Source organism: Exiguobacterium sp. UBA5002, assembly GCF_002396765.1.
GTDB lineage: Bacteria > Bacillota > Bacilli > Exiguobacteriales > Exiguobacteriaceae > Exiguobacterium_A.
The window spans coordinates 56,610-77,077 of record NZ_DGYQ01000033.1; the positions used below are offsets into that span (position 1 = coordinate 56,610).

The 20,468-nt window shown below is 47.5% G+C and carries 22 protein-coding genes, 1 other RNA gene and 1 pseudogene; 22 read left to right on the forward strand and 2 right to left on the reverse strand.

Going from position 1 to position 20,468, the window contains the following annotated elements:
• Position 1 precedes the first annotated feature (1 nt).
• The 10 genes from rbsC (at position 2) to B4C70_RS10040 (ending at position 9,747) form a co-directional block, all read left to right on the forward strand.
• On the forward strand, positions 2 to 970 hold the full coding sequence (gene rbsC, locus B4C70_RS09995; RefSeq protein ID WP_290778981.1) for a ribose ABC transporter permease: 969 nt from the start codon (positions 2 to 4) through the stop codon (positions 968 to 970).
• 27 nt (positions 971 to 997) lie between these two features.
• Positions 998 to 1,915 carry a ribose ABC transporter substrate-binding protein RbsB gene (gene rbsB, locus B4C70_RS10000; protein ID WP_069940920.1) on the forward strand — a complete coding sequence of 306 codons (918 nt, stop codon included), beginning with the start codon at positions 998 to 1,000 and terminating at the stop codon, positions 1,913 to 1,915.
• A gap of 146 nt (positions 1,916 to 2,061) precedes the next feature.
• The gene (gene secG, locus B4C70_RS10005; RefSeq protein WP_023469201.1) at positions 2,062 to 2,295 is read left to right on the forward strand and encodes a preprotein translocase subunit SecG; all 234 of its coding nucleotides are present in this window, start codon (positions 2,062 to 2,064) and stop codon (positions 2,293 to 2,295) included.
• Between the two features lie 101 nt (positions 2,296 to 2,396).
• Entirely contained in the window at positions 2,397 to 3,137 is a 741-nt protein-coding gene (locus B4C70_RS10010; protein WP_023469200.1) for an alpha/beta hydrolase, read from the forward strand.
• Positions 3,138 to 3,151: 14 nt separating this feature from the next.
• On the forward strand, positions 3,152 to 5,506 hold the full coding sequence (gene rnr / locus B4C70_RS10015) for a ribonuclease R (protein ID WP_290778987.1): 2,355 nt from the start codon (positions 3,152 to 3,154) through the stop codon (positions 5,504 to 5,506).
• A gap of 32 nt (positions 5,507 to 5,538) precedes the next feature.
• Positions 5,539 to 6,009, forward strand: coding sequence for an SsrA-binding protein SmpB (smpB, locus tag B4C70_RS10020; protein WP_023469198.1), 471 nt, complete (start codon positions 5,539 to 5,541; stop codon positions 6,007 to 6,009).
• Positions 6,010 to 6,067: 58 nt separating this feature from the next.
• Positions 6,068 to 6,426: a transfer-messenger RNA gene (ssrA, locus tag B4C70_RS10025) on the forward strand.
• A 118-nt stretch (positions 6,427 to 6,544) separates the two neighbouring features.
• On the forward strand, positions 6,545 to 7,930 hold the full coding sequence (locus B4C70_RS10030) for a hypothetical protein (protein ID WP_290778991.1): 1,386 nt from the start codon (positions 6,545 to 6,547) through the stop codon (positions 7,928 to 7,930).
• Complete coding sequence (locus B4C70_RS10035) at positions 7,930 to 9,153, forward strand: DGQHR domain-containing protein (RefSeq protein ID WP_290778994.1); 1,224 nt, start codon at positions 7,930 to 7,932, stop codon at positions 9,151 to 9,153. Before B4C70_RS10030 ends, B4C70_RS10035 begins: the two co-directional genes overlap by 1 nt.
• A gap of 84 nt (positions 9,154 to 9,237) precedes the next feature.
• Complete coding sequence (locus B4C70_RS10040) at positions 9,238 to 9,747, forward strand: GNAT family N-acetyltransferase (protein WP_290778997.1); 510 nt, start codon at positions 9,238 to 9,240, stop codon at positions 9,745 to 9,747.
• A gap of 56 nt (positions 9,748 to 9,803) precedes the next feature.
• On the opposite strand, the gene B4C70_RS10045 is transcribed toward B4C70_RS10040, so the two are convergent.
• Entirely contained in the window at positions 9,804 to 10,169 is a 366-nt protein-coding gene (locus B4C70_RS10045) for a winged helix-turn-helix transcriptional regulator (protein ID WP_075643057.1), read from the reverse strand.
• Between the two features lie 204 nt (positions 10,170 to 10,373).
• Between B4C70_RS10045 and hxlA the strand changes: the two genes are divergently transcribed.
• From hxlA to B4C70_RS10060, 3 genes are all read left to right on the forward strand, one after another.
• On the forward strand, positions 10,374 to 11,009 hold the full coding sequence (hxlA, locus tag B4C70_RS10050) for a 3-hexulose-6-phosphate synthase (protein WP_290779000.1): 636 nt from the start codon (positions 10,374 to 10,376) through the stop codon (positions 11,007 to 11,009).
• A complete protein-coding gene (gene hxlB, locus B4C70_RS10055) occupies positions 11,010 to 11,558 on the forward strand; it encodes a 6-phospho-3-hexuloisomerase (protein WP_290779003.1) in 549 nt (182 codons plus the stop codon).
• Positions 11,559 to 11,762: 204 nt separating this feature from the next.
• The gene (locus tag B4C70_RS10060) at positions 11,763 to 12,536 is read left to right on the forward strand and encodes a hypothetical protein (protein WP_290779006.1); all 774 of its coding nucleotides are present in this window, start codon (positions 11,763 to 11,765) and stop codon (positions 12,534 to 12,536) included.
• A gap of 39 nt (positions 12,537 to 12,575) precedes the next feature.
• On the opposite strand, the gene hisJ is transcribed toward B4C70_RS10060, so the two are convergent.
• Positions 12,576 to 13,370: a histidinol-phosphatase HisJ gene (gene hisJ / locus B4C70_RS10065; protein ID WP_290779009.1), complete on the reverse strand. Its 795-nt coding sequence runs from the start codon at positions 13,368 to 13,370 to the stop codon at positions 12,576 to 12,578.
• A gap of 122 nt (positions 13,371 to 13,492) precedes the next feature.
• On the opposite strand from hisJ, the gene B4C70_RS10070 reads away from it, so the two are divergent.
• From B4C70_RS10070 to hisIE, 9 genes and pseudogenes are all read left to right on the forward strand, one after another.
• Positions 13,493 to 14,314, forward strand: coding sequence for an ATP phosphoribosyltransferase regulatory subunit (locus B4C70_RS10070; protein WP_290779012.1), 822 nt, complete (start codon positions 13,493 to 13,495; stop codon positions 14,312 to 14,314).
• Positions 14,315 to 14,926: an ATP phosphoribosyltransferase gene (hisG, locus tag B4C70_RS10075; protein WP_023469189.1), complete on the forward strand. Its 612-nt coding sequence runs from the start codon at positions 14,315 to 14,317 to the stop codon at positions 14,924 to 14,926.
• A complete protein-coding gene (gene hisD, locus B4C70_RS10080; protein ID WP_029342453.1) occupies positions 14,923 to 16,140 on the forward strand; it encodes a histidinol dehydrogenase in 1,218 nt (405 codons plus the stop codon). Before hisG ends, hisD begins: the two co-directional genes overlap by 4 nt.
• Positions 16,140 to 17,111, forward strand: coding sequence for a pyridoxal phosphate-dependent aminotransferase (locus tag B4C70_RS10085; protein ID WP_290779014.1), 972 nt, complete (start codon positions 16,140 to 16,142; stop codon positions 17,109 to 17,111). Before hisD ends, B4C70_RS10085 begins: the two co-directional genes overlap by 1 nt.
• Positions 17,084 to 17,665, forward strand: a complete 582-nt coding sequence (gene hisB / locus B4C70_RS10090) for an imidazoleglycerol-phosphate dehydratase HisB (protein WP_035396348.1) — start codon at positions 17,084 to 17,086, stop codon at positions 17,663 to 17,665. Before B4C70_RS10085 ends, hisB begins: the two co-directional genes overlap by 28 nt.
• On the forward strand, positions 17,662 to 18,249 hold the full coding sequence (gene hisH / locus B4C70_RS10095; protein WP_290779017.1) for an imidazole glycerol phosphate synthase subunit HisH: 588 nt from the start codon (positions 17,662 to 17,664) through the stop codon (positions 18,247 to 18,249). Before hisB ends, hisH begins: the two co-directional genes overlap by 4 nt.
• The gene (hisA, locus tag B4C70_RS10100) at positions 18,222 to 18,926 is read left to right on the forward strand and encodes a 1-(5-phosphoribosyl)-5-[(5-phosphoribosylamino)methylideneamino]imidazole-4-carboxamide isomerase (protein ID WP_029342450.1); all 705 of its coding nucleotides are present in this window, start codon (positions 18,222 to 18,224) and stop codon (positions 18,924 to 18,926) included. The genes hisH and hisA overlap by 28 nt, the downstream gene beginning before the upstream one ends.
• On the forward strand, positions 18,920 to 19,669 hold the full coding sequence (hisF, locus tag B4C70_RS10105; RefSeq protein ID WP_023469183.1) for an imidazole glycerol phosphate synthase subunit HisF: 750 nt from the start codon (positions 18,920 to 18,922) through the stop codon (positions 19,667 to 19,669). The genes hisA and hisF overlap by 7 nt, the downstream gene beginning before the upstream one ends.
• Positions 19,666 to 20,281, forward strand: a pseudogene (hisIE, locus tag B4C70_RS10110) (bifunctional phosphoribosyl-AMP cyclohydrolase/phosphoribosyl-ATP diphosphatase HisIE). Before hisF ends, hisIE begins: the two are co-directional and overlap by 4 nt.
• The last annotated feature ends 187 nt before the right edge of the window (positions 20,282 to 20,468 follow it).

Here is a 20,468-nt window from a genome sequence, read left to right on the forward strand (position 1 = left end):
TATGGAATTGATGCAAGGCAAGGTAACGGAAGCAAAACCGAGACGTCTTGGGATCGGACAAAAGCTTGGACCACTCGCAGGATTGTTCGCGATCGTCCTCGTCGTCTCGATCATGGAACCGGACTTTTTAACACTGAATAATTTATTTAACATCTTACGACAAGTCTCGATCAATGCCTTGATTGCTTTCGGGATGACGTTCGTCATTCTGACGGGTGGGATTGATTTATCGGTCGGCTCGATTCTCGCCCTCTCGTCCGCCTTCGTCGCGGGTCTGATGACGGACGGAACGTCAGCGTTGATCGCTATTCTGGCTGGTCTAATCGTCGGAGCTGTCATGGGTGCCTTAAACGGAATGGTCATCTCACTCGGGAAGGTCGCACCGTTCATCGCGACACTTGCGACGATGACGATCTTCCGGGGATTGACGCTCGTCTATACGGACGGGAAACCAATCACTGGTCTGAGCCAAGGTGGCTGGTTCGAACTGTTCGGACGCGGCTACTTCTGGATCTTCCCAGTACCGGTTTTAACAATGTTGCTTGCCTTCGCGGTCCTCTACTTCATCTTGAAGAAGACGACGTTCGGTCGCTATACGTATGCGATCGGTGGCAACGAAGAAGCAGCGAAGTTGATGGGGATTCAAGTCAATAAAGTCAAAATCATGATCTACTCACTCTCCGGTTTGATGGCGGCACTTGCCGGCATCATCCTGACGTCCCGTCTGAACTCGGCGCAGCCGACGGCGGGGACATCGTACGAACTCGACGCCATCGCAGCGGTCGTCCTTGGTGGGACGAGCCTCTCAGGTGGTCGTGGCTGGATTGTCGGTACCTTGATCGGTGCCTTGATCATCGGAACACTGAACAACGGTCTCAACTTGCTTGGTGTCTCCTCGTTCTTCCAACTCGTCGTCAAAGGTTTAGTCATTTTGTTCGCGGTACTCGCGGACCGGAAACAAGCAGCGTAACCCACACTCAAAAAGGAGGATTTACAGATGAAAAAACTACTTGCAGTCGTCATGATGGCATTAATGGTCTTCGCAGCCGCCTGTTCGACGGAACAACCGGGCAGCAGCAACGGTGAAACGAAGAAGAAGACGAAGGACTTCAAGATTGGTCTTTCGATTTCAACCCTCAACAACCCATTCTTCGTCTCGTTAAAAGAAGGGGCAGAACAAGAAGCAAAAGCACAAGGCGCAACACTTCAAGTCGCCGATGCACAAGATGATGCAGCAAAACAAGCAAGCGACATCGAAGACATGGTGCAAAAGAAAGTCGATCTCATCTTGATCAACCCAACGGATTCAGCAGCAGTTGGTGCAGCCGTCCAAACAGCTAACGATGCAAACATCCCAGTCATCACGGTTGACCGGAACGCAGAAGCAGGCGACGTCGTCGCACACATCGCGTCAGATAACGTCGCGGGTGGGAAACAAGCAGGTGAGTTCATGATTGAACTCGTTGGCGATAAAGCAAAAGTCGTGGAACTCGAAGGAATTCCAGGAGCATCCGCAACACGCGACCGTGGTAAAGGGTTCCATGAAGCAGTCGACGGTAAACTCGACGTCGTCGCAAAACAAGCAGCAAACTTCGACCGGGCAAAAGGCTTGTCGGTCATGGAAAACATCCTCCAAAATAACAAAGACATCAAAGCCGTCTTCGCTCACAATGATGAGATGGCACTCGGTGCGGTCGAAGCGTTAAAAGCAGCGGGTCTCAACGATGTTAAAGTCATCGGCTTCGATGCGACGGATGATGCCGTCAAAGCCGTCAAAGACGGAAAAATGGCAGGAACGATCGCTCAAAAACCGACTGAGATCGGGAAGATGGGTGTCGAGACAGCAATCAAGCACCTCAAAGGTGAAACAGTCGAGAAGAACATCCCAGTCGATCTCGAATTGATCAAACAATAAGAAGACAGGACACCTGAGTCGACGATTCAGGTGTCTCTTTTCGTCAGGTGGAACAGGCAGGAAAAAGTTCCTAAATCTATTCCTTGTTCCCGTACTTGTTTTTCTCTATAATGAAAGAAGCGTATATTACTGAAGGAGGATCATCGATGATCATTCATAACGTGGCTCTTGTCGGCCTCATCGTCGTTTCCGTTCTTCTCATCATCGTCGTTCTATTGATGTCAGGTCGTACGACCGGACTCGGAGCATTGACGGGTGGAGCAGAACAATTATTTGGTCGCCAAAAAGCTCGTGGCTTGGATGCGGTCCTAAATCGTGTGGCGTCTATCTTAGGAGCATTACTCTTCATCTTGGCGTTACTCGTCGCTTTTTATAAGTGAGCATTGAAACGACAGCCGTATGATCGCGCTGTCGTTTTTTGTATTTCTCGATATTCATTTTTTCCGGATATGGGGTATAGAGTTAGAGGGGGAATCATTTTATGAAAATCACTTTACCGAAACCATTCTTTTTCGAAGCCGGCCCACGTGCCGTTTTACTATTACATGGATTCACTGGATCGAGCGCGGATGTCCGCATCCTCGGTCGCTACTTGCAAAAGCAGGGCTATACGTCCCTTGCACCACAATATAAAGGGCACGCTGCCCCACCCGAAGAGCTGACGAAGACCGGGCCAGCCGACTGGTGGCAGGATGTCCTTGCCGGATATCAGGAACTCGTCGATAAAGGCTATGACGAAATCGCCGTTTGTGGACTGTCGCTCGGTGGTGTCATGTCGCTGAAGTTATCGATGAATCGTCCGGTCAAAGCGGTCATCCCGATGTGTGCACCCGCCTACATCAAAAGTGAAGAAGTCATGTATGCAGGAGTCACCGAGTACGCACGAGAATTCAAGAAGCGAGAAGGCAAATCGCAAGAAGAGATCGATCACGAGATGGCGTCCTTCGAACCGATGCCGACCTTGAAGGACTTACAGGAACTGCTGCGTGAGACACGCGATTCGCTCGAGGACGTCTACGCACCGACGCTCGTCGTCCAAGCGCGCAACGATCACATGATCAACACCGACTCTGCGAACATCATCCATGATGGAGTCAGTGCCTTCCAAAAAGAGCTGATCTGGTATGAGAACTCAGGTCACGTCATTACGCTCGACAAAGAAAAAGACCAGCTCCACTCTGACATCTTGGACTTCCTGGAGTCATTGAACTGGAGCAAGTAACTGGAGGTGTCACGTTGGAATTACGTGAACGAATACTAACGGTCATCACGACGGAAGAACGTCCGTTGTCGATTGATCAATTAACGAAAAAACTAGAACTAGCGGATACGGAAGCATTCAAGGAATTGATCCGGACGCTAAACGCGATGGAAGACGAAGCGTTGATTGCCCGGACACGCTCGAACAAGTACGGAACGCTTGCGCAAATCGGTCAAGTCGCAGGGAAGATTTCCGTCCACCAACGCGGGTTCGGTTTCGTCTCACCGGAAGACGGCTCAGAAGGTGATATCTTCTTGCCGGCATCGGAACTGAAGAACGTCTATAACGGCGACCGTGTCCTCGTCAAAGTGTTTGCCGAGTCAAACGGCGGCGATCGTCGCGAAGGGAAACTGCTCAAGATTCTCTCACGCGGACCAGCCGATTTCGTCGGGACGTTCGTCAGTCCAAAAGGACGGATCGAGTCGATCGCTTACATCGAACCGGATGATACGAAATTGACGTTCTTACCGGTCGTCGCGAACGACGATACACTTGGTGCCGTCGATGGTCATAAAGTCCTCGCCCGGATCACGAAGTATCCTGACGGTCGCTACGCCGGAACGGCAAAAGTCTTGAAAATCATCGGTCACAAGAATGACCCAGGCGTCGACATCTTGTCGATCGTCCATAAGCACGGCATCAACGTCGACTTCTCACCGGAAGCGATCGCTGAGGCAAATGCTGTACCGGATCAAATCGATGAGAAAGATTTAGTCGGACGCGTCGATTTACGGAACGAATTGACGGTGACGATTGACGGGGCAGACGCGAAAGACCTCGATGATGCGGTTCACGTTAAAAAATTAGCGAACGGCAACTTCGAGCTTGGTGTCCACATCGCCGACGTCTCGCATTACGTCAAAGAAGATTCCGCACTCGACGAAGAAGCGCGTGAGCGCGGAACGAGTGTTTATCTCGTCGACCGTGTCATCCCGATGATTCCGCACCGTCTATCGAACGGGATCTGCTCGCTCAACCCGCACGTCGATCGTCTGACGCTCAGCTGTATCATGGAAATCGATGCGAACGGTGCTGTCGTCAACCACGAGATATTCCAGAGTGTCATCAAGACGACGGAACGGATGACGTATACGGATGTCCGGAAAATCATCGAACGTGAAGACGAGGAAGTAATCGCAAAGTATCAGGATCTCGTCGAGTACTTCGACAAGATGGCGGAACTCGCAGCAATCCTCCGCGAACGCCGCTCACGTCGTGGTGCGATCAACTTCGACTTCCCGGAAGCGAAGGTCCTCGTCAACGAAGAAGGCAAGACGAGTGAGATCATCCTCCGGGAACGGTCAGTCGCTGAGAAGCTGATTGAAGAGTTCATGCTCGCAGCGAACGAAACGGTCGCGGAGCACATCCAGCGTCAAAAACTACCGTTCATGTACCGGATTCACGATGAGCCAAAAGCAGAACGTCTCGATACGTTCTTCAAGTTCATTGGTAACTTCGGGATCAACGTCGAACGCAAGGGCGAGTCAGTCGCACCGAAAACGTTGCAATCGATTCTCAATGCTGTTGAAGGTGAGCCAGAAGAAGCCGTCGTCAGTACGGTCATGCTCCGTTCGCTCCAACAAGCGAAATACGACATCGAACCGATTGGCCACTTCGGTCTGTCGACGGACTACTACACGCACTTCACGTCACCGATTCGTCGTTACCCAGACTTAATGGTTCACCGTCTGTTGCGTGAATATGTCATCTACAACGATAAGTCACAGAAGACGCAAGACCGTTACTCGGAAATCTTACCTGAGATCGCTGATCACTCGTCGAAACGCGAGCGTCGCGCCGTTGATGCGGAGCGGGAAACGAACGCGTTGAAGAAAGCCGAGTATATGGAGCAACACATTGGCGAGACGTTCGAAGGTGTCGTCAGTGGTGTGACGAACTTCGGGATGTTCGTCGAATTGCCGAACACGATCGAAGGACTCGTCCACATTCAAGCGATGACGGATGACTTCTACCGTTACGATGAAGCGAACTATCAGCTGATCGGTGAGCGGACGAAGCAACAGTTCCGGATTGGCGATGTCGTCGAGATCAAGGTCACGAACGTCAACATCGATGAACGGACGATTGACTTCAGCGTCGTTGGGATGCCAGAACGGCAACCGAAGAAACGGTTCGAGTCGAAGACGATCCGCTCAAGCGGTGGACGTCCGGGACAAAAACGCAACGATAAGAAGAAGGACGATCGTCGTGGCAAAAAACGGTCAGGTAAGAGCGACCAAAGCAAAGGAAAAGGATTCTCGTTAAAGAATAAGAAAGATAAACCGCCGTTCCATAAGGCGGTCTCGAATAAGAAACGGAAGCGCAAATAAGCGCTTCCGCATCGGAAATGTGGTGAACGAACATGCCAAAGGGAACAGATTCGAAAGTCTTAGCGAACAACAAACGGGCCTCGTTCGATTATGCGATCGAGGATACGATTGAAGCCGGTCTCGTCTTGACGGGAACGGAAATCAAATCGGTCCGTAAAGGGAAAATCAGCATCGGGGACGCGTTCGTCCGGTTCGACGGGGGAGAGGCGATTCTTTGGAACTCGAACATCGCTCACTTTGAACAGGGGAACCGGTACAACCATGAGCAGCTCCGCCCACGAAAGCTGTTGCTGCACAAGAAACAGATCGCGAACTTGATCGGGGCGGTCTCACGGGACGGTTATACAATCGTACCGCTGAAGGTCTACATCAAGAACGGGTACGCAAAATGCTTGATTGGGCTCGGACGCGGGAAGAAGAAATTCGATAAACGCGATGATCTGAAGAAGAAAGATGCGAAGCGTGACATCGAGCGGGCACTACGCGATAAGCAAAAGTATTGAATCCGTAACACTTTTCTGCTAGAATATTAGTATTCGGAAAGCCCCAATTTTATATCTTGGGGACGTTACGGATTCGACGGGGGTAGTTCGGTCTTCTGTGGCGTGTCGAGGGGTCGGCCTCGTTAAAACGCACCAGCCATAACTGGCAAAACTAACACACAACTCGCAGCAGCGTAATAGCAACTGCGGATCCTAGCAGCTGTCGCCTGGTCGGCTGATTTCTAGGGTCTCACTTTAAACAGGCTACGCTTGGACCCTTCCGTCTGGAGGGAAAGAGAAGAGATGGAATCAGACTGGTCGGACGGACGCCTGTCAATTGGCAGCCTGACGACGAGATCCCAATAAATTGACTACACACGTAGAAGCTTAAGTATACGATGCCTTCGGACGTGGGTTCGACTCCCACCGTCTCCATACCCTGAAATCGTAAGGATTTCAAAGAGCATCAAAACCTTTGATAAAATAGGTTTTGATGCTCTTTTTTTGAATGAAATATTTTATAATAATAACTATACTGATAATTGGAGTTGGTATCTTGAAAGTCCAAGAATTGTTAGATATGTCTAATGAAGTAGGTCGATATTATTCTGATAATTTAGAAAAGTTACTAAAGGAGAAGTTAAATGAATTTGTCGACAAAATAGAAAAATTTATAAAAGATAAATCGATTGAGGACAGAATTGTATTAAATAACTCTGTATATAAATCTATAATTCCTTTTTCTTATAAATCAAGAGTTAAGGATAGTTTATCTATAGAAGAAAAAATTATTAGGAATGATATTAGATTTCAAACAATTTCTAATGAAGATTTGCTAACAAAATTCGATGATCTTATTGGAGTAACTATACTTACGACTACTATTGGATTTCAAGATATTGCTTTAAAATACTTAAAATTATATATAGAAGAAAATTCACAATTTATAACAGAAATTAGTGGTTTAGACAATAAAAAAAAGATTTTTAATAATGAAACAATAAAGTATTATCATATCAAGTTAAAATATTGTGGATATCCTATAGAAATTCAAATAAAAAGTATTTTTTTAAGTGCATTCGCAGATATAGAGCATACATTATTTTATAAAGATTATGAAATTCATGAACTAAAAAATTATAATAAAAAAATTATGTATTCGCTTGCTCCCATGCTAATAAATATTGAGGAGATACTCCATGATATTTATACGTACGATACTTCATACATAGAATCAGAAGCAATGAGAACAAAAATCTATAGTTACATTGAAAGTAGAAAGAATGAAATTTTTGAGGTAACAAATGATAACGGAAGACTAAACTTTGTTGTAAATCAAATCTCACAAATTTTGTTTTCTTATTTAAAGGAAACAAAAATAGAGTTTAAGGAAGAAATATTTAGTGAGGGCATGACTGAAAGTAATGATAAAAAAATTATTGATCATTTCTTTAAAGAATCATTATCATTTAATGCAATTACTAAAGTACTAAACAATAGTTCAGATTTTTTTCGGAATTACCTTTTATTTGAACTAAGATCAAATGAAAATTACCATGAAAAAATCGATTTAGTGTCTAGCAAAATCGATATTTTATTAGACACTATGTTGCATATAAGTAGTAATGAAATTTTTAAAAACACAAATATAAAAAAAAGTATAAAATTAATAGAATTATATCAACATTTTGAAAGTAGCTATGAAGATTTTATGGAGAAATTTCAAGATATACTTGAACACGAACAATTGAAAGATGAGTTAGAAGAATTAGTTAATTCAAGTTTAATTCTGAATAATATTATTTCTCAGAAAGAAGAATTAACTTCTGATATTAGTGAAAATATAAAAAAATGGCTACAAATTAAAGAAGATGAAGATCGTATTAGTTATGAATTGAGTGAGAAAATATTAAAATATATTTTAGAGGGGTGGAATAAATAGTGGAAATAAATGCGTTTAAGTACTGTCAAGGAAATCAGAATTTTTATTCGACTGTTATGACTTTTGAAGAAATAATAAATAATTCTACTGTATCAATTTATTCTAAAAATAATAGACTAGGCTACCAAAGAAGCTTAGTAGAAAGGCATTTAAAAAAAATAGTAGTTTCTTTGAAGACAGATAGTACACCAATTTCCCCTACTTCAATTCTACTTGGGATAGATGAAGAAAATTTAATACAAGAGGATGAGTCATCGAGAAAATCTAGCAGAGATGCTGGATACATAAAATTAAAAAAGAATGAAGGTAATAATACTTTTAGAATAATAGATGGCCAACATAGAATTATGGCTATGAATAGATATATTCAAGAATTAAGTGATAAAGATGATAAAGATACTGATAAAATTAATAAACTAAATTCTTATGAGTTTTCTGTGATTATTATGCCTATAAATTCAAATAAAAAAATCAAGGAAGTTGAAGTTTTTCAATCTATTAATGCAAAAGCCAAGCCTCTTAAGACTGATTTGGTTAAATTAGCGCTAACTAGATATGAAGAATTAGAGAGAGTTAAAGATCTAGATTATACGAATCATTTAGCGAAGCGTATAATTTTTAGTTTAAATGATGATAAGCTATATAAAGAAGACGAATCAAAAGAAGATGAATCACTAATGGATTCAAATTCTAAAATTAATGTATGGAAAAATGGAATCATAATTGATGTTAATAATGATGATGAGATTGGTATAATTGGATATAATGCTTTTTATAAATCTCTAGAGTTATTATGTAAAATTTATACTACTGATATTCAGGATGAGTTAAAAGGTATTTCTTATGAAGATTTAGATAAATATTTGAATGTACTTTCCAATAAAATTACGTATGAATTAATAATTCCATGTTGGAAAATTATTATGGACAAATGGGAAAACTGCTTTTCTTACAAAAAATTATCTTTTGACGATGAAATTTATTACGATGACAGTTATTACATTCAAAAAAATATGGGTTTAAGATCATTGCATAATATTTTGACTACTATTGTCAAAAAAAATAATGATAATAAAGAAGATTTTTCTAAAATTATAAATGAATTCGAAACAATAATAATTTCCTCAAAATTAATCAGTGAAGATTGGGAAAAAGGTGGACGATTTAAGGGATTGAGTTCTGAAGCAGGATTTAAACATATTGAATCAATTATTAAACAATAAAATATATTTTTATTCTGAAATTATGCAAATCCATTTAAATATATAAAAATGAATAGTTTGAATAGAAGCTAGGAGCTGAAATTTATGATAAGACGCGCCACGTTGATGGATGGAAAAGCCTTATCGGACTTGATGCGACGCATTGATCGGGAAACAAAATATATGTTGTATGAGCCGGAAGAACGTGTCCTTTCAACGGAACAGGCAGAGGCGTTCATCGAGAAATTCGGACAGGCTGCGAACTCAGATATTTTCGTCGTGGAGGTCGATGAACAACTCGTCGGGTACGTGCTCGTCGTTGGTGGTGAACCGAGTCGGATCCGTCACCGCGCGAACCTCATCATCGGCTTGCTCGATGCTTATACGGGTCGTGGACTCGGTGCAGGTCTACTTGAAGCAGTTGATACCTTTGCGATTGAAGCAGGACTGATCCGACTAGAGTTGACGGTTCGCAAGGATAACTTGCGGGCAATCGAGCTCTATCATAAGTTTGGTTTTAACATCGAAGGAACACGGATTGCATCACTCTTCATCGATGGCGAATACGTTGATGAACTGGCAATGTCGAAGATTTATACAACCGAAGAATCCTAAAAAAAGATGCTCCGTGGACTTACCTCTAAAAAGAGACGAGACCGCGAGCATCTTTTTTATGGCGATACCTTTTGTTGTTCGAAATCAATCTCCAGAACGTTTTTCGCATAATCCTTACCCCAATCATACATCGCATCTAAAATCGGCATTAAGCTATGACCGTGTGGCGTCAACGAGTACTCGACCTTCGGTGGTACGACCGGATAGACTTCCCGGTGAATGATATGGTGGTCCTCGAGTTCGCGCAGTTGATTGACGAGCATCCGTTGCGTGATCCCAGGCATCAGACTTTTCAGTTCCCCGAAGCGTTTCGTTCCTTCCTTGCCTAAGTGCCAAAGAATGAGCATCTTCCATTTTCCCCCGATGATCGAGAGTGTCAATTCCTTCTCACAGTTAAACTGACGGTCTTCAAAATGTGGCATCGTTCCACCTCCTGCTCCAGTATAGTCTTTCTTCCAATCGACAGTATACTTTTTTGCACTATGTATGAAAAACCGCACTATGTAAATTAAAAGTGCGTACTTCTCAAGAATGCTCCTGCGGATTATATTTAGTCTTGTTCCTTCATGAACGTCCGAAGGAAGTGTCAGGTACGACAATATAGAGAAGAATGGGAGAGATACAAAATGAAATTACAACTCGCAATTGATTTAGTCGATACAGCAGGTGCGATTGCTTTAGTCAAAGAAATCGGGGAAGACAATTTAGATATCGTCGAAATCGGAACACCGGTCGTCATCAACGAAGGGCTCCGCGCCGTCAAAGAAATGAAAGCCGCGTTCCCGAACTTAACGGTCCTCGCTGACTTGAAGATCATGGACGCTGCCGGTTACGAAGTCAGCCAAGCTGTCGCACATGGTGCCGACATCGTGACGATCCTTGGTGCGGCGGAAGACATGTCAATCAAAGGGGCAGTCGAAGAAGCGAAAAAATCAGGCAAACAGATTCTCGTCGACATGATTGCTGTGAAAGATATCGCAACACGGGCGAAAGAACTTGATGCGTTAGGCGTCGACTACATCTGTGTCCACACAGGTTACGATCTCCAAGCAGTCGGTCAAAACTCATTTGAAGATCTTGCGACAATCAAGTCAGTTGTGACAAATGCAAAAACAGCTGTTGCGGGTGGCATCAAGATGGAGACGTTACCGGAAGTCATCGCTGCACGTCCTGATCTGATCATCGTCGGTGGCGGGATCACGGGACAAGATGATAAACAAAAGACAGCGTCAACGATGCACCGGATGCTGCAAGAGGCGTAAATGACACATATCCAAACGATTATCAAAGAACTGACATCGACGGTCGAAGCGATCGATGCGACGGAGACGAAAGAACTGGCAGACTCTGTGCTTCAAGCGAACCGAATCTTTCTCGCAGGAGCCGGTCGCTCCGGCTTGATGGGGAAAGCGTTCGTCATGCGGCTGATGCACATGGGACTCGATGCTTATGTCGTCGGCGAGACGGTCACGGCGAATTTACGCGAGGGTGACTTGTTAATCGTCGGTTCCGGATCAGGTGAGACGAAAACCTTGATTCCGATCGTCGAGAAAGCACAGCAACTCGGTGGAACGGTGGCCGTCGTCACGATCAATCCGACGTCGACGTTAGCACGATTAGCAGACTTAGTCGTCCAACTGCCCGGAGTTCCGAAAGAACAAACGGCATCAGCGGACGAGACGGTGCAACCGATGGGCTCGTTGTTCGAACAGACGATGTTGTTGTTCTATGATGCCTTGATTCTGCAGATCATGGAAGAGAAGCAGCTTGATTCGCAAACGATGTACGGGAAACATGCCAACTTAGAGTGAAACATATGAAACAGATGAAACAGATGAAACAGATTAGTTCTCTTCAATAGAAGGGGGCTGACCTGTTTTTGTCTATATATCTTCCACGTATGAATGCGTATTAATCAGAAATTCTTCTTACCCTCTTTTCGTAATTTTCTTGAAGACGTAGTCTCGAAGCATGCGATACTCAAAGAAAGGAAAAAAGAGGAAAAGGAGATTGTCATGCGATTTCAACGGATTGTTGTAATCAGTGCATTACTCGCTGCAAGTATTTTGACCGGTTGTGCAGAACCAGACCAAGTTCCGCCTTTGAATCAGCTTCACACGCGATGGATTGATGATATCACTGCTGAGGATGGTGCTGAGCCGGATGCCATCGTACAACGTATTAAAGCAGAAGACTTTTCAGAACAGGATTCGTTTGAAGCGGATTTCCGTCGTCACGTGACGTTTTACTTTAAGGATGGAACAAAAGCGCATCCGACTGAAGGCGATATCTGGAGTAGTGTCGCCCTCGGGAATCATGCTTACGTGACGCTTCATTATCCAAAAGGAGCAGATCGTATTGCTGTATTAGAGTATACCAAGCAAGAGAAGAACTGGATTTTAAAAGGCGGTTTACATGACGACGTTCAAAATATTAAAAAAGATGATGATTCGACTCGCGGTTTGAATTTACCGTTCTCAACATTCCAAGCGATTATGAGTAGTTCGACTCCTAATGGGGACGATAGTGTTTGGTTCTTCCACACGAAGTCCCAAACGATTCTTCTAACCGTTGTTCCGAAGCAAGACGTTCAAGGCGAGGACTGGAAGGAAACGACACTTGCGAACGGACAGACGGCTTATTTCGAGCAGAAACAAGGGAGAGCGAACCTCTATTACGTCGAGGACAACCAAATCGTCCTCCTGTCCGGTAACGTGTCGCTAGCACAATTAAAAAAATTAGCACGATCGATTGCTCCTGTCGAAGCTGCTGATTTTCCATATTCCTAAACAAAAAAATCCGGACGCTGCGGCATCCGGATTTTTGTTTTACCATTTGAAATCGAAATCAGCACCGACATCTTTTGCGAGATGGGCATCTGATCCATAGACGAGCGGAATCGATAACGACTGCGTGACTTGCAAGAGTTCCGGGTAAGGATAGGAAAGACCGCATAACGGCTTACGGAGTCCTGCCGTGTTGACGTCGAGTGTGAAGTTCGCCTGACGGATTTTCCGTAACGTGTCGTCGAGGTTCGTTGGGTTCGACTCAAGCGGATAGGCTTGGATGAACTTCGTCGGTAACGTTAAGTGACCGAGGCGCTTCGGCTGGTGTGCACCGAGGTCCGTCATGACGAGGGCTTGGATGCCTTCATAATAGCGTTCGTGGACCGCCGTGACGCTTCCGAGTTTTGTGACGATCTCACCGAAGCTTTCCTTGCTGAAGTCGACGCCATAATACTGCTCATCGATGTATAAGTAATGCAGTGAGAGAATGCCGTCGGTCAAGACGTCAGCATAGCGGGCGATGATGTCACGTGTGCCATCGACATGCCCTTCCCAGTAGTCGAACTCCATCCCGATCCGGATATCGATCTGATTCTTGTATGTCTCGCGGAGTTGTGTCAATTCCTTCAGGTAGGCATCGGCTGTCGCGAACGACATTCCGGAATCGTTATCCGGTGCGGGGTCCGTCAGACCTTCAGGTAAAGGGGCATGTTCGGTGAAGCTGATTCGTTCTAAGCCTTGCTCTAACGCGCGCTCGATGTAGGCTTCGAGTGGATCATTCGTACCGTGTGGACAATATGGACTGTGGACGTGACCGTCCCATTTCAATAATTGCATGAGTAACCCTCCGATTTTTTAGAATTGGCAAGCAAAGCGATTGACAATGTGCCCGAAACGCGGTATCTTATCGTTAAATAATTTAGCGTGGTACAGTGATAATAAGATAAAGGAGTGGGAGTATGCAATCATTTTCTACGATTCGACTCAAGGATGGAGCGACGGATTACGTCGGTGCCTCGGCAACGCGGCTTCAGCAGGTCATCCGTCAGCTCGAAGATGGACTCGAACAATCTAACTATACCCGATTAATCACCCCCTTAATTGAGGAAATCGGTGGACGGGAACAGATTCGGATGGACTTTACGACTAGTGTCGCGCGTGCCCTCAGCGAACGTGGTCGCGAACAATATAAACGTGTCTTCTACAGTGGCTCGGTCTTTCGACCGGAAGAGAAGTTCCAAGTCGGGTTTGAGGAACGGGGACAAATCGCTGAAGTCGAAGCAATTCAACTTGCGGTCCGACTCGTCGAAGAACTGACGGGAAAAGAAGTCACACTCTCGATCGGTGATGCCGGTTTGATCGAGCATTTGATCGAGACGCGTGTCGGTGATCACCACTTACGCGACCAAGTGACGCAGATGCTCCGTTTACGTAACGTCATCGAACTGAAGCGAATCGCGGGTCAACTCGATGATGCCTTACTTGCGAAACTTCCTTTATTATTCGGACGTGAAGGGGCAGAGACGATCCTACCGTACGTCGACGAGACACGACTCAATGCCGTGCTTGATCTCGCGGAAGCCGTCAATGCCGATCTCGACTTCGGTCAAATGGGCTTACAGACGTATTACGACGGGATCACGATCCACGGTTTCATCGAAGGTGTGACGGAACCCATCCTCGTCGGTGGACGCTACGACCGGCTTTATGAACAATTCGGACAAGAACAACAGGCGTTCGGCATCGGATTCTCGGTCGAACGGTTGGCGGAGGTGCTCTAAATGCGAATCGGAATTACGAAAGGACGGCTGTCGAAAGCGACAGAACGTTATCTAAAAGAAGCTGGCGTCGAGACATGGGGAGCCATTGAACGCGAACTAATCGTCAAACGGGGCGAGCACGAATTCGTCTTCATGAAAGGATCGGACCTGATCCCGTACGTCGCTCAAGGAGTTCTCGATGTTGCAATCACCGGCAGTGACATCTTACTCGAATCGGATCAAGAACTATCGGAACTCGCAGAATTACCGTTTGGTGTCTGCCGGATGTCCGTCTGTGCGAAAGAACCGCTACAATTCGAAGGTGGACGCCGCGTCCGGATTGCGACGAAGTATCCGGTCATCGCAAAACGCTACTTCAGCGAACTCGGTGTCGACGTCGACATCGTACCGTTGAACGGTTCGGTCGAGTTAGCACCGTTACTCGGACTTGCTGATGCAATCGTCGATATCGTCGAGACAGGTGAGACGTTACGGGCAAACGGACTAAATGAATACGAAAAAATCATCGATATCAGCGCTCGATTCTTTACGAGCGAATGGACGTTAAAACGGAAGCGGGTTGAAGTCATCCGCTTGCTGGAGCAATTGACAGAAGGAGTGACACGATCATGACACCGACAAAACCTTTCAGCATCGATCGCGACACAGAACTCGCGGTCCGCGCGATTCTCGAACGCGTCGCAACAGACGGTGACGCTGCTGTCCGCGATTATACGAACCAATTCGATCAGGTCGATCTCGAGGATTTCCGCCTCAGTGAAACACGGATCACACAAGCGTTCGAACAGGCAGACGCCAACTTGATCGACTCGTTGAAGTTGATGGCGACACGACTCGTCGAATGGCACGAACAGGAACTGCCGTCCGACATCGAACTCGTCGAAGCAGACGTGACACGACGTCAACGCTTCGTTCCCGTTGATTCAGTCGGGATCTACGTACCGGGTGGTGCAGCAAGTTATCCGTCGACCGTCTTGATGAACGCCATTCCAGCGAAAGTCGCCGGAGTTGAACGCGTCGTCATGGTGACACCGATGACGAACTTAAGTGACGAGGTACTCGTTGCGGCTCGGATCGCTGGTGTGACAGAAATCTATACGATTGGTGGAGCGCAAGCCGTTGCCGCCCTGACATTCGGAACAGAAAGCATCCAAGCTGTCGATTTGATCGTCGGACCCGGGAACCGTTTCGTCGCTGAAGCAAAACGCCAAGTCTACGGGATCGTTGGCATCGACTCGGTTGCTGGTCCATCGGAAGTTGTCGTCATCGCGGACGAAACGGCGCATCCGGACCGGATCGCAGCGGACTTACTTGCCCAAGCTGAACACGACCGTGACGCTGTCGCGATCGCCTTCGTGCCGACAGAAGAGATGAAACAAGCGGTGGATGCAGAAATCGAACGGCGCTTACAACAATTGCCGCGTCAAGAGATTGCCCGTCGTGCGATGGAAAACGGTGGCGTCTTCGTCGCTCCACTTGAAAAAGCGATCGAAGAAGCGAACCGTCTTGCAGCGGAACACTTGGAACTTGCCGTTGCCAATCCGCAAGAGGTCGTCAAGTCGATCCGTCACGCCGGGATGATCTTCCTCGGTCACGAGACACCGGAAACGCTCGGCGATTACGTCGCTGGAACGAATCACGTCTTACCGACATCCGGAACAGCTCGTTTTGCGTCTGGATTATCAGCGCGGACGTTCCTGCGTCACCAGACGATGCTCGAAGCCACACGCGCAGGCGTACAACGTCTCGCGAACGCAGCGAAGACCGTTGCCCGGGTCGAAGGACTCGAAGCACACGCACAAGCCATCGAAGTGAGGGAAGACTAATGCGATTACACCAAAACGAACGATTCACGACCCACAGTCCAGTCGGGATCGAAGCGATCCAGGAATTGATCGCAACGTTCCCTTTAAATGAATATCCTGTCGAAATCATCGATCAAGTCAAGGCATCATACGCGACGTACGCCGGTGTCCGTCCGACGCAACTCGTCGCCGGAAACGGCTCGGATGAGTTGATCGGCTACTTATGTGCCCGCTACGGTGGACCCGGGATGCCAGTCATCGCCTCGGAACCGGACTTCGTCATGTACCAGTTCTACGCTGACCGGGCACGGGCACCGTTTGAACGGGTACCGTTACTCGACGAAATGGCGCTTGACGTCGACGGATTGATCGCAGCGCCGGGGGAAATCATCTTCTTGAGTCACCCGCACAATCCGTCCGGTGTCCTCCGCAAGGAAGCGGACATCCGTCGTTTGCTCGACAGTGGCAAATACGTCGTCATCGATGAGGCGTACATCGACTTCGCGCTCGAACAGTCGATGCTTCACTTACTCGAGGAATATCCGAAAGCGATCATCTTACGGACGCTCTCGAAAGCGTTCGGACTCGCATCGCTCCGACTTGGTTTTGTCATCGCGAGCGAACAAATCATCCAAGAAATCGAACAGATTAAATCACCGTACAACGTCTCTGGTCTATCAGCAGCTGTCGGCATCGCCATCATGGCAGAACCGGAACTCGATCGAGTCTTAGAGGAAACGTATGCGAGCCGTGAAGCAATCGAACGGATTCTCGCGCCAATCGGCAAAACGTATCCAAGTGCAGCGAACTTCGTCTACGTCGAGTATCCGGAAGCCGAACGCTTTACGCAGCGTTGTGCTGACGCCGGATTACGGATTCGTTTGTTTGACCAGGCATTCCGTGTCAGTTGTGGATCACCAGAAGCGATGCAAGTATTAGAAACGTGTGTAGAGGAGGAATTACGATGCGGCGTGGCGCAAGCGAACGAGTAAGTGCAGAATCAGACATCAAGGTCGAGGTCGATCTCGCAGGAGGTCCCGTTGAAATCAAGACCGGTGTCGGGTTCTTTGATCATATGTTGACGTTATTCGCCTTCCAGGCCCGAATTGGTCTGAAGGTAACCGCAAAAGGTGATACGTGGATCGATGCGCACCACACGGTCGAAGATACAGCGATCGTTCTCGGGGCAGCATTGACGGAAGCACTCGGTGATAAAGCCGGGATTGAACGCTACGGTGAATCCCGTGTGCCGATGGACGAGACCCTTGCTTCCGTCGTCCTTGATTTCAGCGGTCGTCCGTTCACGGTCTTCCGTGCTAGTTTCAAGAATCCGAAGCTCGGTGACTTTGATACGGAACTCGCAGAAGAGTTCTTCCAAGGCTTATCCCGCAGTGCTCGGATGACGATCCATGCCGAAGTCTTATATGGCTCGAACACCCACCACATGATCGAAGGGTTGTTCAAAGCACTTGGTCGGGCCGTCCGTCAGGCAGTCGCCGTGACGAGCGAAGGCGTACCGTCTACGAAAGGGTTGATTGATCAATGATAGCAATCGTCGATTATGGCGTCGGGAATATCGCGAATGTCGAGCGGGCGTTAAAGGAGCTCGGCGAAGCAGTCATCGTCACGAGTGACACGGAGTTGCTCGACCAAGCAGAAGCACTCGTCTTACCGGGTGTCGGTGCCTATGCACCGGCAATGGAGCGCTTGAAAGAAACAGGACTCGTCGACTTCTTAAAAGAACAAGCGGAAAAGAAACCATTCCTCGGGATTTGTCTCGGAATGCAGTTGCTCTTTGAATCAAGTGACGAAGACGGAGTGACGGAAGGTCTCGGCATTTTACCAGGAACAATCGAAAAACTACCGAGCGACGTCCGCTTGCCGCACATGGGCTGGCACCAGCTGACGAACCATGGCGAAGCCGTCTATTTCGTCCACTCGTACGGCGCTGTTTGTGACCCAGAATGGATCGTCGACGCGGTTGAATACGGACGTCTTGTTCCAGCGATCGTTCAAAAAGGACAAGTCACCGGGATGCAGTTCCACCCAGAGAAGAGTGGCGAAGTCGGACTGAAACTACTGAAGGAATGGAGAGAGACGACATGCAACTCTACCCAGCAATCGATTTAATGAGCGGACAGGCCGTACGCCTGAAGCAAGGAGATTTTGACCAACAGACATTCTTCGGTGATGCGTTGACGATTGCGAAGCGCTTCAAGGAAGATGGGGCGACAGCGATCCACTTGATCGATCTTGATGGCGCGAAAGCCGGCGAACCGTTGCACTTGAACTTGATCGCCGACATCAAAAAGGAGACCGGTTTGTTCGTCGAAGCTGGTGGTGGTGTCCGTAACATCGAGACCGTCGAAGCGTACGTCGGTGCCGGAATCGACCGGATTCTCGTCGGCACGGTTGCCCTAGAAGACGAAGCGTTACTCGAGCAGATGATTGCTCTCGCTGGTGATAAACTGGCTGTTGCGTTAGATGCAAAAGAAGGTATCGTTCAAACACGCGGCTGGCTCGAAGCAAGCGGTTGGACGCTTGAAGAGGCAATGACACACCTGATCGGCAAAGGCATCAAGACGTTCCTGTATACAGACATTTCGCGTGACGGAATGATGATGGGACCGGACGTTGATGGACTCGATCGCTTGAAACGGGAAGGGGTCGAATTGATTGCTTCTGGTGGTGTGACGACAGTCGATGACGTCGCGCGCCTCAAAGAGATCGGGATGGACGGAGCGGTCGTCGGTCGGGCGTTACTCGACGGATCACTCGCCTTAAAAGAGGTGTTACGCGTATGTTGATGAAGCGGATCATTCCCTGTCTTGACGTCAAGGAAGGACGTGTCGTCAAAGGGGTCAAATTCCAGAACTTACGTGATCTTGGTGACCCGGTCGCCGTCGCGAAATACTATTACGAGCAAGGGGCGGACGAACTCGTTCTGCTTGATATCTCAGCAACACAAGAAGGGCGCGAGACGATGCTTGATATCGTCGAACGCGTCGCAGAAGTCATCTACATGCCGTTTACGGTCGGTGGCGGAATCAAGACGATCGAAGACGCGAAACGCTTGATTCGTGCCGGTGCTGACAAAGTCTCACTCAACTCATCAGCGCTTCAAAATCCACAACTGATTCAAGAAGTCAGCCGCCTGTTCGGTGTCCAAGCGACAGTCGTCGCAATCGATGCGAAACAGACCGGCGACTCATGGGGTGTCTTCTCACACGGGGGAACACAACCCGTCGGACGTGACGCGATCGAGTGGGCGCAGGAAGCCGTTGCCCTGGGTGCCGGTGAATTACTCGTCACTTCAATGGACGCTGACGGAACAAAAGACGGCTATGATCTCGCCTTAATCCGTCGTCTGCGTGAAGTCGTCAACGTGCCGATCATTGCTTCCGGTGGGGTCGGAACGCTCGATCACTTAGCGGAAGGACTAGAGGCAGGCGCTGACGCGGCTCTTGCTGCTTCAATCTTCCATGAAGCGACATACACGATGCCGGAAACGAAAGCTTACCTCAAAGAACGGGGAGTCGAAGTCCGATGACGACATTGAATTTTTCAAAAGGACTCGTCGCTGCCGTCGTCGTCGACGAGCAGACGAACGATGTCTTGATGGTCGGCTTCATGGACCAAGCCGCTTATGATAAGACGCTTGCGACCGGTCTTGTCACCTTCTTCTCGCGGACGAAGAATCGTCTCTGGACGAAAGGGGAAACGAGCGGGAACACGCTTGAACTCAAACGGATGTGGATTGACTGTGATCAAGATAGTCTCTTGATCACGGTCAAAGCGAATGGTCCGACATGCCATACAGGAAATCGTAGTTGTTTCTATACGGAAGTGGAGGTGCCCGATGTTATACGAACTGGAACAGACGGTCAAAGCGAAGATTGACGCGAAAGAAGCAGAATCCTATACGAACTATTTGATTGCTTCTGGATATGAGAAGATCGCGAAGAAGTTCGGCGAAGAGGCATTTGAAGTCGTTCTCGCTGGTAACGATACGTTAGCAGAAGAGACAGCAGACTTGTTGTATCACTTAACGGTCTTGCTCGCTGAGCGCGGTGTCTCATTCAAAGAAGTCGAAGCCGTCCTTAACGAACGTCACGGTACAAAATCGACGTTCAAGGATCGCCCGGATATTGAACAATGGTAAACGACATCCACATCGCAAAGGCGGTGTGGATTTTTGTATAAGCGGGAAAAGACAAACAGATGACGGTTGTCATCAAATCGACAGAATCTTTCGATAGGCACGCTGTCGCTTCAGAGCGTATAATCAAAGTGTTAGTCTTGTGTCATTAGAAAGTAGGTGTTCGGTTGGTTACCAAAAAAGAACTTAA

Coding starts and splice junctions, on each gene's coding strand:
- B4C70_RS10040 (WP_290778997.1), top strand. CDS start 9,238: ATGATAAGACGCGCCACGTTGATGGATGGAAAAGCCTTATCGGACTTG.
- rbsB (WP_069940920.1), top strand. CDS start 998: ATGAAAAAACTACTTGCAGTCGTCATGATGGCATTAATGGTCTTCGCA.
- B4C70_RS10010 (WP_023469200.1), top strand. CDS start 2,397: ATGAAAATCACTTTACCGAAACCATTCTTTTTCGAAGCCGGCCCACGT.
- hisJ (WP_290779009.1), bottom strand. CDS start 13,370: ATGCAATTATTGAAATGGGACGGTCACGTCCACAGTCCATATTGTCCA.
- hisG (WP_023469189.1), top strand. CDS start 14,315: ATGCGAATCGGAATTACGAAAGGACGGCTGTCGAAAGCGACAGAACGT.
- secG (WP_023469201.1), top strand. CDS start 2,062: ATGATCATTCATAACGTGGCTCTTGTCGGCCTCATCGTCGTTTCCGTT.
- B4C70_RS10070 (WP_290779012.1), top strand. CDS start 13,493: ATGCAATCATTTTCTACGATTCGACTCAAGGATGGAGCGACGGATTAC.
- hxlA (WP_290779000.1), top strand. CDS start 10,374: ATGAAATTACAACTCGCAATTGATTTAGTCGATACAGCAGGTGCGATT.
- rbsC (WP_290778981.1), top strand. CDS start 2: ATGGAATTGATGCAAGGCAAGGTAACGGAAGCAAAACCGAGACGTCTT.
- smpB (WP_023469198.1), top strand. CDS start 5,539: ATGCCAAAGGGAACAGATTCGAAAGTCTTAGCGAACAACAAACGGGCC.
- hisA (WP_029342450.1), top strand. CDS start 18,222: ATGCAACTCTACCCAGCAATCGATTTAATGAGCGGACAGGCCGTACGC.
- hisD (WP_029342453.1), top strand. CDS start 14,923: ATGACACCGACAAAACCTTTCAGCATCGATCGCGACACAGAACTCGCG.
- B4C70_RS10085 (WP_290779014.1), top strand. CDS start 16,140: ATGCGATTACACCAAAACGAACGATTCACGACCCACAGTCCAGTCGGG.
- hisH (WP_290779017.1), top strand. CDS start 17,662: ATGATAGCAATCGTCGATTATGGCGTCGGGAATATCGCGAATGTCGAG.
- hxlB (WP_290779003.1), top strand. CDS start 11,010: ATGACACATATCCAAACGATTATCAAAGAACTGACATCGACGGTCGAA.
- hisF (WP_023469183.1), top strand. CDS start 18,920: ATGTTGATGAAGCGGATCATTCCCTGTCTTGACGTCAAGGAAGGACGT.
- hisB (WP_035396348.1), top strand. CDS start 17,084: ATGCGGCGTGGCGCAAGCGAACGAGTAAGTGCAGAATCAGACATCAAG.
- B4C70_RS10045 (WP_075643057.1), bottom strand. CDS start 10,169: ATGCCACATTTTGAAGACCGTCAGTTTAACTGTGAGAAGGAATTGACA.
- B4C70_RS10060 (WP_290779006.1), top strand. CDS start 11,763: ATGCGATTTCAACGGATTGTTGTAATCAGTGCATTACTCGCTGCAAGT.